Annotated in this window: 15 protein-coding genes and 1 riboswitch; of the genes, 12 read left to right on the plus strand and 3 right to left on the minus strand. The window is 65.4% G+C overall.

The window, feature by feature from the left end; translation table 11 throughout:
• Positions 1-1,261: adenosylhomocysteinase (gene ahcY / locus QZW52_RS15780; RefSeq protein ID WP_294000532.1), on the minus strand; the 1,261-nt coding region annotated here is incomplete at its 3' end.
• Positions 1,262-1,392: 131 nt separating this feature from the next.
• Positions 1,393-1,477, minus strand: a riboswitch (S-adenosyl-L-homocysteine riboswitch).
• Positions 1,478-1,510: 33 nt separating this feature from the next.
• Between ahcY and chrA the strand changes: the two genes are divergently transcribed.
• The 6 genes from chrA to QZW52_RS15810 all read left to right on the plus strand — a co-directional run bounded on the left by chrA (position 1,511) and on the right by QZW52_RS15810 (position 6,838).
• Positions 1,511-2,860 (plus strand): chromate efflux transporter, encoded by a 1,350-nt coding sequence (chrA, locus tag QZW52_RS15785; RefSeq protein ID WP_294000533.1) that lies wholly within the window; start codon positions 1,511-1,513, stop codon positions 2,858-2,860.
• Positions 2,861-2,905: 45 nt separating this feature from the next.
• Positions 2,906-4,108, plus strand: coding sequence for a formate-dependent phosphoribosylglycinamide formyltransferase (purT, locus tag QZW52_RS15790; RefSeq protein ID WP_294000535.1), 1,203 nt, complete (start codon positions 2,906-2,908; stop codon positions 4,106-4,108).
• Positions 4,109-4,159: 51 nt separating this feature from the next.
• Positions 4,160-4,957, plus strand: a complete 798-nt coding sequence (locus QZW52_RS15795; protein ID WP_294000537.1) for a ProQ/FINO family protein — start codon at positions 4,160-4,162, stop codon at positions 4,955-4,957.
• Positions 4,958-5,057: 100 nt separating this feature from the next.
• Positions 5,058-5,618, plus strand: coding sequence for a cytochrome b (locus QZW52_RS15800; protein ID WP_294000538.1), 561 nt, complete (start codon positions 5,058-5,060; stop codon positions 5,616-5,618).
• A 28-nt stretch (positions 5,619-5,646) separates the two neighbouring features.
• Positions 5,647-6,219, plus strand: a complete 573-nt coding sequence (locus QZW52_RS15805) for a YceI family protein (RefSeq protein WP_294000539.1) — start codon at positions 5,647-5,649, stop codon at positions 6,217-6,219.
• 43 nt (positions 6,220-6,262) lie between these two features.
• The gene (locus QZW52_RS15810; RefSeq protein WP_294000541.1) at positions 6,263-6,838 is read left to right on the plus strand and encodes a YceI family protein; all 576 of its coding nucleotides are present in this window, start codon (positions 6,263-6,265) and stop codon (positions 6,836-6,838) included.
• On the opposite strand, the gene QZW52_RS15815 is transcribed toward QZW52_RS15810, so the two are convergent.
• Both QZW52_RS15815 and QZW52_RS15820 read right to left on the minus strand, forming a co-directional pair.
• Positions 6,828-7,085 (minus strand): hypothetical protein, encoded by a 258-nt coding sequence (locus tag QZW52_RS15815; protein ID WP_294000543.1) that lies wholly within the window; start codon positions 7,083-7,085, stop codon positions 6,828-6,830. The genes QZW52_RS15810 and QZW52_RS15815 overlap by 11 nt on opposite strands.
• A 192-nt stretch (positions 7,086-7,277) precedes the next feature.
• On the minus strand, positions 7,278-7,439 hold the full coding sequence (locus QZW52_RS15820) for a hypothetical protein (RefSeq protein ID WP_294000545.1): 162 nt from the start codon (positions 7,437-7,439) through the stop codon (positions 7,278-7,280).
• 223 nt (positions 7,440-7,662) lie between these two features.
• On the opposite strand from QZW52_RS15820, the gene QZW52_RS15825 reads away from it, so the two are divergent.
• The 6 genes from QZW52_RS15825 to QZW52_RS15850 all read left to right on the plus strand — a co-directional run.
• On the plus strand, positions 7,663-8,694 hold the full coding sequence (locus QZW52_RS15825; RefSeq protein ID WP_294000546.1) for a hypothetical protein: 1,032 nt from the start codon (positions 7,663-7,665) through the stop codon (positions 8,692-8,694).
• Positions 8,691-9,689 carry a LacI family DNA-binding transcriptional regulator gene (locus QZW52_RS15830; RefSeq protein ID WP_294000548.1) on the plus strand — a complete coding sequence of 333 codons (999 nt, stop codon included), beginning with the start codon at positions 8,691-8,693 and terminating at the stop codon, positions 9,687-9,689. Before QZW52_RS15825 ends, QZW52_RS15830 begins: the two co-directional genes overlap by 4 nt.
• Before the next feature lie 277 nt (positions 9,690-9,966).
• Positions 9,967-10,500, plus strand: a complete 534-nt coding sequence (locus tag QZW52_RS15835; protein WP_294000550.1) for a hypothetical protein — start codon at positions 9,967-9,969, stop codon at positions 10,498-10,500.
• A gap of 158 nt (positions 10,501-10,658) precedes the next feature.
• The gene (locus QZW52_RS15840) at positions 10,659-10,913 is read left to right on the plus strand and encodes a GNAT family N-acetyltransferase (protein WP_294000552.1); all 255 of its coding nucleotides are present in this window, start codon (positions 10,659-10,661) and stop codon (positions 10,911-10,913) included.
• Positions 10,914-11,031: 118 nt separating this feature from the next.
• Positions 11,032-11,874 carry a C40 family peptidase gene (locus QZW52_RS15845; RefSeq protein ID WP_294000554.1) on the plus strand — a complete coding sequence of 281 codons (843 nt, stop codon included), beginning with the start codon at positions 11,032-11,034 and terminating at the stop codon, positions 11,872-11,874.
• Between the two features lie 219 nt (positions 11,875-12,093).
• On the plus strand, positions 12,094-12,662 hold a 569-nt coding region (locus QZW52_RS15850), incomplete at its 3' end, for a Gfo/Idh/MocA family protein (protein WP_294000556.1).

Consider the following 12,662-nt stretch of genomic DNA (forward strand, 5'->3'; position numbering starts at 1 on the left):
CCGGGCGCGTGAACAGCTCGATCTGCGCGATCGTCTGGTTGGCGAAGCTCGACGACATCACGAAGCTCGGGTGGCCCGTGCCGCAGCCGAGGTTCACGAGGCGGCCCTTCGCCAGCAGGATGAGTCGCTTGCCGTCCGGGAAGACGATGTGATCGACCTGCGGCTTGATCTCGTCCCACTCGTACTGTTCCAGCGACGCGACCTCGATCTCGTTGTCGAAGTGGCCGATGTTGCAGACGATCGCCTGGTCCTTCATCGCCAGCATGTGTTCGTGGCGGATCACGCCCTTGTTGCCGGTGGTCGTCACGAAGATGTCGGCCTTGTCGGCGGCGTACTCCATCGTCACGACCTTGTAGCCTTCCATCGCCGCCTGCAGCGCGTTGATCGGGTCGATCTCGGTCACCCAGACCTGCGCCGACAAGGCCCGCAGCGCCTGCGCCGAGCCCTTGCCCACGTCACCGTAGCCGGCGACACAGGCGACCTTGCCAGCGATCATCACGTCGGTGGCGCGCTTGATGCCGTCCACCAGCGACTCGCGGCAGCCGTAGAGGTTGTCGAACTTGCTCTTGGTGACGCTGTCGTTGACGTTGATGGCGCGGAACAGCAGCGTACCGGCGGCTGACATTTCCTTCAGGCGATGCACGCCGGTCGTCGTTTCCTCGGTCACGCCGATGATCTCGGCAGCCTTGCGGGTGTACCAGGTCGGATCGGCGGCGATCTTGGCGCGGATCGAGGCGTAGAGGCAGGTTTCCTCCTCGCTCGTCGGGTGGTCGAGCAGCGACAGATCCTTCTCGGCGCGCTGGCCGAGGTGCATCAGCAGCGTCGCGTCGCCGCCGTCGTCCAGGATCATGTTCGGGCCTTCACCGGGCGTGCCGGCGGCGCCGAAGTCGAAGATGCGGTGCGTGTAGTCCCAGTAATCGGCCAGCGTCTCGCCCTTGTAGGCGAACACGGGCGTGCCCTTGACGGCCAGCGCGGCGGCGGCGTGGTCCTGCGTCGAGAAGATGTTGCACGAGGCCCAGCGCACGTCCGCGCCGAGCGCCTGCAGCGTCTCGACCAGCACGGCGGTCTGGATGGTCATGTGCAGCGAGCCGGTGACGCGGGCGCCCTTGAGCGGCTGCGCTGCGGCGAACTCTTCGCGGATGGCCATCAGGCCGGGCATCTCGGTTTCGGCGATGCGGATTTCCTTGCGGCCCCAGGCGGCCAGCGCCAGATCGGCGACGAGGAAATCGGGGGTGTGGACAGACTTGACGACAGCGTTCATGGCGAAAGGGCTCCGAAGGATGAGCCGCTCACTGCATCGACGCGCGGGCCAGTCAGGGGATCAACATCCAGAAGATCAAGAGAACGGCCACCATGCCGGCTCACCCTGTGCCCTCGCCGCAGATGCGGGCGAGCGGGTGAGCGCCGTTGCCTTGTTGAGAGGGGTTCGAGCCTGGGATCGGGTACAACCACCGATCTTGCAACGCTCCTCGAACACGAAGGCGCGATTGTAGCCACCTCGGACAAAGCCATGAAGCCAGCATCAACCCCGAACTCCCGGCCCACTCCCGTGACCTTGCGCGCCGCGGTCGGTTTCTGGCTGTGGCTGGGCTGCCTCAGCTTCGGTGGGCCGGCCGGGCAGATCGCGCTGATGCACCAGGAGCTGGTCGAGCGCCGGCGCTGGATCTCCGAGCGGCGCTTCCTGCACGCGCTCAACTACTGCATGGTCCTGCCCGGTCCGGAGGCGCAGCAGCTCGCCACCTACATCGGCTGGCTGATGCACCGCACCGCGGGCGGCCTGATCGCGGGCGGGCTGTTCGTGCTGCCGTCGCTGGTGCTGCTGACCGTGCTGTCGTGGGTCTACATCGCCTTCGGGGAGCAGCCGCTGGTGGCCGGGCTGTTCTACGGCATCAAGCCCGCCGTCACCGCCATCGTCGTGCAGGCCGCGCACCGCATCGGCTCCCGCGCGCTGAAGAACGCCACGCTCTGGGCCGTCGCGGCGGCGGCGTTCGTGGCGATCTTCGCGCTGCACCTGCCCTTCCCGGTCATCGTGCTGGCGGCGGCGCTGGTGGGGGCAGTCGGCGGGCATCTCGCACCCGACACCTTCCGCACCGGCGGCGGCCACGGCGCGTCGAACACCTCCACCGGCCCCGCGCTGATCGACGACGACACGCCCACTCCCGAACACGCCCGCTTCCGCTGGTCCAGGCTGGCCTGGGTACTGGGGGTGGGACTGCTGCTGTGGACGCTGCCGATGGCGTGGCTGACCACCACCCTCGGCTGGGAACACACGCTCACGCGCATGGGCTGGTTCTTCACCAAGGCGGCGCTGCTGACCTTCGGTGGCGCCTATGCGGTGCTGCCCTACGTCTGGCAGGGCGCGGTCGAGACCTTTGCCTGGCTCACGCCGACACAGATGATCGACGGCCTGGCGCTCGGCGAAACCACGCCCGGCCCGCTCATCATGGTGGTGGCCTTTGTCGGCTTTGTCGGCGGCTACGTGAAAGCACTGTTCGGCCCGGAGCAGCTTTTCCTGGCGGGCGCTGCGGCTGCAACGCTGGTGACGTGGTTCACCTTCCTGCCGTCCTTCGTCTTCATCCTGGCGGGTGGACCGCTGGTCGAGTCCACGCACCAGAACCTGAAATTCACCGCACCCCTGACCGCCATCACCGCCGCCGTGGTCGGCGTGGTCCTCAACCTTGCGCTGTTCTTCGGCTACCACGTCCTCTGGCCGAGCGGGTTCGGCGGGCGCTTCGATGTGGTGTCGGCGGTGATCGCGGTGGGGGCAGCGGTGGCGCTGCTGCGCTACAAGCGGTCGGTGGTGCAGGTGATCGCCGCCTGTGCGGTGCTGGGCTTGATCGCCCGCAGCGTGGCGGGCTGAAGGGCGGGGACAATGGCGGCCTCCCCACGCAGCAAGCCGCTCCCCATGCACCCCATCGGCACCCCCCATTCCCCGAACGCCACCCGTGTCCTGCTGCTCGGCAGCGGTGAACTCGGCAAGGAAGTCCTGATCGCGCTGCAGCGGTTGGGCGTCGAGACCATCGCCGTCGATCGCTACGACCACGCCCCCGGCCAGCAGGTGGCGCACCATGCCCGCACCATCGCGATGAACGACCCCGCCGCGCTGCGTGCCCTGATCGAGGCCGAGCGGCCGGACCTGGTCGTGCCCGAGATCGAGGCCATCGCCACCCAGACGCTCGAAGCCCTGGAGGCAGAAGGCGTCGTGCGCGTCATCCCCACGGCCCGCGCCGCCCGGCTGACGATGGACCGCGAGGGCATCCGCCGCCTGGCCGCCGAGACGCTGGGCCTGCCCACCAGCCCGTACCAGTTCTGCGACTCGCTGACTGAGCTGCAGGCGGCGATCGACGGCGGCATCGGCTACCCCTGCGTCGTCAAGCCGGTGATGAGCAGCTCCGGCAAAGGGCAGAGCAAGCTCGACGGCCCCGCCGACGTGGCCAAGGCATGGGACCACGCGATGGCCGGCGGGCGTGTCAGCCACGGCCGTGTCATCGTCGAAGGCTTCATCCGCTTCGACTACGAGATCACGCTGCTCACCGTGCGCGCCCTCGGTGCCGACGGCCGGGTCGAAACCCACTTCTGCGCCCCGATCGGCCACGTCCAGGTCGGCGGCGACTACGTGGAAAGCTGGCAGCCGCACCCGATGCACCCCGCCGCGCTGGAGGAATCCCGCCGCATCGCCCAGGCCGTCACCGACAACCTCGGCGGCCAGGGCCTGTTCGGCGTGGAGCTGTTCGTCCAGGGCGCGCAGGTCTGGTTCAGCGAGGTCAGCCCGCGCCCGCACGACACCGGCATGGTGACGATGATCACCCAGTGGCAGAACGAGTTCGAGCTGCACGCGCGCGCCATCCTCGGCCTGCCGGTCAGCACCGCGCTGAAGAGTCCGGGAGCCAGCGCGGTCATCTACGGCGGGGTCGAGGCAGCGGGCATCGTCTTCGACGGCGTGGACGAGGCACTGCGTGTGCCGAACTCGGAAGTGCGCCTGTTCGGCAAGCCGGAAAGCTTCGTCCAACGCCGCATGGGCGTGGCGCTGGTGCATGACGCGGACGTGGAGACGGCGCGCGTGCAGGCGAAACTGGCGGCGTCGAAGGTGCGGCCGCGGGCGGTGTGAACCGCTTGCCGCCACAATGGACCCCTTTTCTGTTCCAACGACCACCGCCCCATGTCCACGTCTGACACCCCGATCGTCCCTGAAGCGGCTGCACAGCCCATCGCCGAGTCCATCGCCGAACCCGTCGTGGAGGCCGCCGCCGAGACCGTGGCGGAGACGGTTGCGGATGCTGCCGTGGTCAAGGCACCCGAGATGACGCCGTCGGAGTGCGCCCGCCAGCTCAAGGACCGCTTCCCCGCCCTGTTCGCCGGCAGCGCCGCCAAGCCACTGAAGCTGCGCATCCAGGCCGACATCAAGGAACGTGCGCCGGGCGTGTTCACCAAGGCGGTGATGTCGGCGTTCCTGCGCCGCCACACCGGCACGACCGCCTACCTGATCGCGCTGACCAAGGCCGAGCACCGCTTCGACCTCGACGGCCAGCCCGCCGGCGAGATCACGGACGAACACCGTCAGGTGGCCCAGGAAGAGCTGGACCGCCGCCGTGCCGTCCACCAGGAGCGCCGCGACCAGGAAGCCCAGGCCGAACGCGCCCACCGCGACAAGGCCCGCGCCGACGAGCGCGCCGCCCAGACCCAGCAGCGCGAAGCGCAGGAGCTGCAGGAGCAGAAGCGCCGCAACCGCGCCCAACTGCTGCGCGACTTCGAGAAGACCACGCTGACGCGGGCCAACTTCTGCGTGCTCAAGGGACTGCCGGAGTCGGACCTGGACCGGGTGCTGGAGCAGGCGCGCAAGGAAGCCGCGGAGTGGGCGGCCAGCCGCCCCGCCATGGCCGACTCCACGCCCCCCCACCCCGCGCAACCCGCCCCGCGCGGCCCGCGGCGTGAGGCCCCGGCACGGCGGCGCGGATAAACCAGCCGGCGGGCCAGCCCCGCCAGCGTTCAGACTTTTGCTACGCATGCATCAAGGCCGGTGAACCTGCCGGGGCCACCACCCCGGCAGACTGGCGGCCATGACATCGCGCAACACCGCTTCCCGCTACCACGGTCTGTCCATCGCCCTGCACTGGCTGCTCGCGCTGACCCTGGTGGGTCTGTTCGTGGTCGGCAATTACATGGCCGACCTGCCCTTCTCGCCAACGCGGCTGAAGCTGTACAACTGGCACAAGTGGGCCGGCGTGACGGTGCTGGTGCTGTCGGCGCTGCGGCTGGTCTGGCGGCAGGTCCGGCGCCCGCCCGCGCTGCCCGAGCGCATCCGGGCGGCCATGCCCGGCTGGCAGACCGCGGCCTTCCACGCCACCCACCACCTGATGTATGCGCTGTTCTTCGCCGTGCCGCTGACGGGCTGGGCGTACAGCTCCGCGGCAGGATTTCCGATCGTGTGGTTCGGCGTGCTGCCGCTGCCGGATTTCGTTCCGGTGGACAAGGCGCTGGCCGCGGCGATCAAGCCCTTCCATGCACTGGCGGCGTTCGCGCTGGCCGGGCTGGTCGTGGCCCACGTCGGCGCCGCGCTCAAGCACCAGTTCTTCGACCGTGACCGCCTGCTCGGCCGCATGGGCATCGGCCCGGTCTGAATCCCCTCACCCCATTCGGAGCGTTCCCATGAACACGTTCAGCACCGCGGCGCTGGCCGCCGCTGCATTCCTCGTCCTGGTCAGCCAGCCGGCGCTTGCGCAACAGAAGCTCGACGCCGCCAAGAGCGAAATGGCCTTTGTCAGCAAGCAGATGGGCGTGCCGGTGGAAGGCAAGTTCCGCAAGTTCGACGCCCAGATCGCCTTCGACCCGAAAAAGCCCGAGTCCGGCAAGGTCAGCTTCACCATCGACACCGGCAGCGCCACCTTCGGCTCGCCCGAGACCGACGCCGAAGTGGTCAAGCCGGCCTGGCTCGGCGCCGTGAAGTTCCCGCAGGCCACCTTCCAGTCCAGCGCGATCAAGGCGGTCGGCACCGGCAAGTTCGAGGTCACCGGCAAGCTCGCCATCAAGGGCAGCACGCACGACGTGGTGGTGCCAGTCGCCCTCGCCCAGGCGGGTGGTGTCACCACGGCCACCGGCGCATTCGCCCTCAAGCGCCTCGAATTCAAGATCGGCGAAGGCGAATGGGCCGACACCTCGATGGTCGCCAACGACGTGCAGGTCAAGTTCAAGCTGCTGCTGAGTGGCGTGCCTGCGCTCTGAACGTCCTGAATTTCCCCTCTCCAACCCTGAAGGAAACCCTCCCATGAAGAAGACCCTGCTCGCCCTGGCCCTGGCCCCCGTCCTGTTCGCATCCGCCGCCCAGGCCGAGAGCGCCGCCTACGCGATCGACCCGACGCACACCTTCGTGACCTTCGAGATCGACCACTTCGGCACCTCGACCAACCGCGGGCGCTTCGACAAGAAGGAAGGCACGATCGCCTTCGACCGCGCGGGCAAGACCGGCAAGGTGGACATCACCATCGACACCACGTCGGTCAACACCGGCACCGGCCCGTTCGACGGCCACCTGAAGAGCGCCGAGATCCTGAATACCGCTGCCTACCCGACCGCGCGCTTCGTCAGCGACAAGTTCGTGTTCGACGGCGACAAGGTCAAGGAGATCACCGGCCAGTTCACGCTGATGGGCAAGACCCACCCGGTCACGCTGAAGGCGACCAAGTTCAACTGCTATGTGAACCCGATGGTCAAGCGCGAAGTCTGCGGCGGGGATTTCGAGGCCACGGTCCAGCGCAGCCTGTGGGGCGCCAGCTACGGCATCGCCTACGGTTTCTCGGACGCGATGCGCCTGGTGATCCAGGCCGAAGCCGTCAAGCAGTGAAGCCCTGACGTCCCATGGCGCGGGCCAGCACCGCGCCGACCATGTCGCTCGCCGCGCGCCAGGGTGCGCGCGGCTGCCGCGGGGTCAGGCCCAGCATCGACAGCGACCCGACCAGCGTCATCACGACCGACGCCAGCGCCGCGGCCAGCATGAGCGCGGGACACACCATCACCACCAGGAACAACCGGGCCAGACCGGTCGAGGTGGTGAACAGATCCGTCCAACGGATGCGTGTGTGGTACTTCATGGTGGTCTCTCCTGAAGACTTATCACGACAGATCAACAACAGATCCATGTCGTAACATCAGTCACTTGAGAATACCTTGATTCGGGGGATTTTTCGCCAACAGGGTCAACTTTGCGTGTTTTTACCGCACAGCCATGGTCCCGAGGCAGGCAGGCGCGATACTGGCCGCGTCCGCCCAGTGCGTGGGTCCATTCAGCGTTTGCGGTCCATGCGCAGGGCGAAGGCCATGCTGCGCTGGTCACCACCGAGGCGGCCGTAGTCGAACGTTTCCTGCTTGCGGCCCTTTTCGGTCTGGCGGTCCTGCAGCGGCAGGCGACGCGGAGCGGGGTGGTCGGTGCGGAGAAGGTGCTTCATGGCAGTGTGGCTCATTGGGTTTTTTCACATCTTCCGGAGACACACGAGGCGCCGCTTGAAGGTGAACTTATTGATACCGCTGACAACGCACGAATTCACGCAGCGGATGACATCGCTTCAGCATGATCAAAGAAACGAGCAGAAACGCTTGCTTGTTTACTAAACCTAGTGTTCTTTCTACACTCGAACTCCCGGTAAACCAGCGTTCACCAGCGTTCGAGCGATGCCAGATTCCTCCCAGACCACCGCCCCAGCCCGTTCGCTGCACTGGACACACGGCCATCTGACGCTGAACCGACTCGGTGCGATGCTCGCCCCGGTGGTTTTCACGGCGCCGGGGCAGCCCGGTTTCTCACCGCTGCAGGTGGCCCCCTGGCACACCGAGCCGATCGGCGCCACGCAGACCGGCCTGATGCGCGGCCTGCGTGGCGACTGGCCGTGTGTTCCCTTCGGCCGCACCGACCGCCCCGACGGCCTGCCGCCCGGCTGGACCACCCGCACGCCCCACGACGCCTGGGGCCACGGCCACAGCGCCCACCACGACTGGGACTGGCTCCCCGGCGGCGACCCGCACACCCTCGCCCTGACGATCGCCCTGCCCGACGCTGACCCGATCGCGCGCCTGACCCGCACCGTGCGCGCGCAGCCCGACGCCGCCGCGGTGGACCTCACGCTGTGCATCGAAGCGCGCACGGCCTGCACGCTGCCCGTCGCGCTGCACCCCACGCTGCGGCTGGACGCTGGCCGCGTCGCGCTGGACCTGCCGCCCCACGGCCTCGGCCTGACCTACCCCGTCCCCGCCGAACCCGGCCGCTCGCGGCTGGCCCCGGATCAGCGGTTCGACCGGCTGGACCTCGTCCCCACCACCGACGGCCCGCCCGCCGACCTCACCCGCTTTCCCCAGTCCCGCGACAGCGAAGACCTGTTGCAAGTGATGGCGCTCGGCGGCCCCGTCACCGCCCGCTATCTGGACTGCGGCTGGGCGCTCGACCTCGACTGGGACCGCGCGCTGCTGCCCGACCTGATGCTCTGGGTCAGCCACCGGGGTCGGCTGTATCCGCCGTGGAATGGCCGGCACCTGGCGCTCGGGGTCGAGCCGGTGTGCGGCGTGTTCGATCTGGGCCGGGTCGCTGCGCCGCCGGTCGATCACCCGCTGTCCGCCCGCACCGGCCTGACGCTCACGCCCGGCCAGCCGCTCGTCGTGCGCAGCCGGTTCAGCGCCCGCCCGCTGTCCGCCGCGGAGTGCCAGCCATGAGCGGCGACGTCACCGTCCGCGACATCGCCAACGCCGCGGGCGTGTCGGTCGGCACCGTCTCGCGTGCGCTGAAGAACCAGCGCGGCCTGTCCGACGAGACGCGCCGCCATGTCCGCCAGGTGGCCGCGGACCTCGGCTACGACCTGTCGCGGCTGCGCTCGGGCAAGGCGCCGCGGCTGGTGTTCCTGATCCACCGGCACCACAGCAACTTCGCCGTGAACCCCTTCTTCGCCGAGGTGATGCACGGCGTCGAGGAGGGCTGCCGCCAGTTCGGCGTGGCGCCCACGCTGCTGAGCGCGCGGCAGGGCGACGCGGTGGGCAAGCTGCTCAAGCTGCACGAGCCGGATGCGCTGCTGGTGGCGGGCTACTTCGAGGACGAGGTGCTGGCGCAACTGACCGACCTGGGGCTGCCGCTGGTGCTGGTCGATGGCTGGATTCCCGGCTGCGCCGCCGTCAACCCGGACAACACCGGCGGCGGCTACCAGGCCACGCGCCATTTGCTCGACCTCGGCCGACAGCGCATCGCCTACATCGCCGGCTCGCTGGCGCACTTCAGCATCCGCGAGCGCAGCCGGGGCTACCGGCGCGCCTTGTTCGAGGCGGGGGTGCTGGCCGATCCTGATCTGGAAGCGCTCGCGCCGCCGGGGCTGGATGACGCGGAAGGGGCGGCGGCGGCCATGCGCACGCTGCTGCGTCGGCGGGTGCGACCGGACGCCGTGTTCGCCTACAACGACAGCGCGGCGCTGGCGGCGATGCGGGTGTGCCTGGACGCCGGGCTGCGCATCCCGGAAGACATCGCTTTTGTCGGCTTCGACGACATCCCGGCCGCCCGCTACGGCGCCATCCCGCTCACCACGCTGCGCGTGGACAAGCAGGAGCTGGGGCGCACGGGGGTGGAGATGCTCGTGGGGGGTGGGGCGATGCCGCAGGAGATGGTGATGGGGGTGGAGTTGATGGTGCGGGAGAGTTCGGGGGTGGGTATCGGCGCTGGCTGATGGCGGGTGGGACTGTCAAAAAATGGGGATGCCGTGAGTAGACGGGCGATCGGGCGTACAGCTATGATTTGTCACTTCTGGCGGCGTAATTGTTTAGGCTACCAGTGCTTGCTTTGAGGTTATTTTTACGGAGAAGCAACCATGCAGAGGCTTGGGAAATTTCAGGTGTGACAAGGACTTGCGTTTTTTTGCCTGAAAATTGATGCGCAGCATCGAAGCTGTTGCGCCAGCAGGCGCGTGACGTCGGTATTAATTTAGGACGCAGAAAGGATTAGCCGTGGCTGTCGAAGAAGAAGGGTACAAATGGTGGCTCCGATACGTTGCTGTACCACTCATTGGGACAGGTGGTCTAGTTGCTTTGGTCGCGGCATACATCAGCCGCCCTCAACCTGTGGAACGTATTCAACAGCCTACCGTGCCGGCTACTTCTTCAATAGCATCCCAGCAAAAGCAAGATGAAGTTGAAGCGGTGAAGTTAGTATCATGGCAGTGGCTCACAGCGTTTCATCAAGGTGATATTCAAGCAATGAAATTGGTTTCCAACTTTCCGTTTGACTACCCGGCCGGCAAGTTGCTTGAATATCAGGCACTCAGTGCGTTTGCATCAGACGCAAAGAGTGCGCGAGAACGATACGGAGAACCAAAGGTTCTTAACCTGACTGTTGTCCCGGTCTCAACGGACGGCTTCATGCACTGCTTTCGGTTGGCACCTGGAGATTTCGCCGTCACGGTCAACTACTTTGGTCAGTCTGCTGGAAAATTCGTAGTAAAAAGATTCGCAACAAAGCATCTTGTTACTGGCGCATGCTGATGCCTAATCGAAAAACCGGAGGTGTCTAACACCCAAACCACCCACAGTGCGGATCAGCATTGGGCGTTTTCCCAACGAGGTTCTCACGCTTCTTCATGAAGAAGGCGCTCGCAGAGCCGGCGCAGTGAACTCGAATACCAGGGCTTTCTGAACCACCAATGGCGCACCTCCACGAAATCGAGACCGAGCGACTGCTGCTGCGTCAATGGCATTCCTGCGAATTTCCTGTCTTCGCTCAAATGAACGCGGAGGGCGCGAGCGCAGCGCTTGCATTTGCCTTCAATGAACTGTCGTTGCCTGAAGTGGTTGCGTTCACCACGCTGAGCAATGCGCAGTCGGAGCGCGTGATGAAACAAATTGGCATGCAGAGGGATGATCTGACTTTCCAACATCCGTCGCTGCCTGCAATGTAGAGAAAAAATTCAATGGCGAAAGCGACTTGCGTGCCGTCAAATGAGATTTAATACGCAGAGCTAAACCTGTTACACCAGTAAGGCCGGACGCCAATATTAATTGAGAACTCACCAAAAAATGCTCCCCACGCTTGCTCGTATTATAGTAGGAGTGCGCCTCGAAAAGTGGAAATGGCGACGCGGCAGAAAATATCATGGAATTTGGACGGGGCCACCACCGAAGCTCCTAACAGAGCATGACCTCCTTTGTGGCGACGTATTTTTCTGTGGGGGCACCAGTCATGGAAAATTGTCGCGCCTAATCCGGAATGCCTCATCTGGTAGCTACATACATTGCGCGCTTTATATAGGCAACGGTTTGGTTGTGGATGTTGATGGCAAAGGAATTAGAGAAACTCTCATTAATGATTTCATTAAGAAATATTCATACATCGCAGTCACACGCTGCCCGGGAAATGAACATTCCAAAACTCAACGGAAGAGAATTCTAAATTTTGCCCGTGTCTCTCTGGCGGGAGGAATTAGTGGATACAACCGTCTTGGCGCAGCCCTCTCACCTTTTAGAGAGTTGTTTGATTTAAAAAATCTCGAAACCCTCTGGAAAATAACATCCAGAGCAAAGCGGACGCAGATTCCTCCTTCTAAGCAGTCTTTTTGTTCTGAATTTATAATCGAAGCCTATGTGGCCTGTGGGTACATCCCCAGGGACGATCCATTTCTTTCTGCATCAAGACGAACACCATCCGGCCTAGCAGAAGAAAATATCTTTCACCCATTAGGATATATCTCCAAAACCGGCTGGGATGGCATCGGTCGTGATGACCACTTCATAGGAGGCTGTGCATGGGTGCTTTCGAGAGAAGGCAGGGAAAGGCTTGCAAAACAACAATTGGAAATGGATGCATCGATTATAAATCAATCTATTGCAAAGAGTTCCAATCGGATAGTCGGGGATTTTTAATACCTAATTATTAAACCACCCACAGTGCGAGTCCGCAGTACGGGTTCAACAAGTCGACTCGCACGACGAAATTCTCTGGCTATCGACACCAAGCCGACCACCCCGCCCCGCTTGTTTCGCTCCCAACGCTGACTCCCCCACGGGAAAGTGCGCTGCCCTCCCCGCACGCCGCGCCCTAGCATCCTCGGCATCAAGTCAAGACATGCGAGGACACACACCATGCGCTGGGGTTTCATCGGAGCAAGCAACATCGCCGAGCGGGTCATCCCGTCGCTGCGCAAGATCGCCGGGCAGGAGCTGGTCGCCGTCTGCTCGCGCAGCGCACCCCGCGCGCAGCAGTTCGCCGAGCAGCAGGGCCTCGCCAGCGCCCACACCGACCTGAGCGAGCTGCTCGCCCTCGGGCTGGACGCCGTCTACATCAGCTCCACCAACGAGCAGCATGCCGCGCAGACGCTGGCCGCGCTCGACGCCGGCTGCCACGTCATGTGCGAGAAGCCGCTGGCGATGTCGCTGGCGGACGCCTCGCAGATGATCGACCGCGCCACCGCCTGCAACCGCGTGCTCGGCACCAACCACCACCTGCGCGCCTCGGCGCTGCACGGCCGGGTGCGCCAGATGATCGCCGACGGCGCCATCGGCCGCGTCCACGGCGTGCAGGTCTCGCACGCGGTCTACCTGCCGCCGCACCTGCAGGGCTGGCGGATCGACGCCCCCGGCGCGGGCGGCGGCGTGGTGCTGGACATCCTCGTCCACGACGGCGACCTGCTGCGCTTCCTGCTGCAGGCCGA

It is taken from the genome of Sphaerotilus sp., from assembly GCF_013299175.1.
Lineage (GTDB): Bacteria > Pseudomonadota > Gammaproteobacteria > Burkholderiales > Burkholderiaceae_C > Sphaerotilus.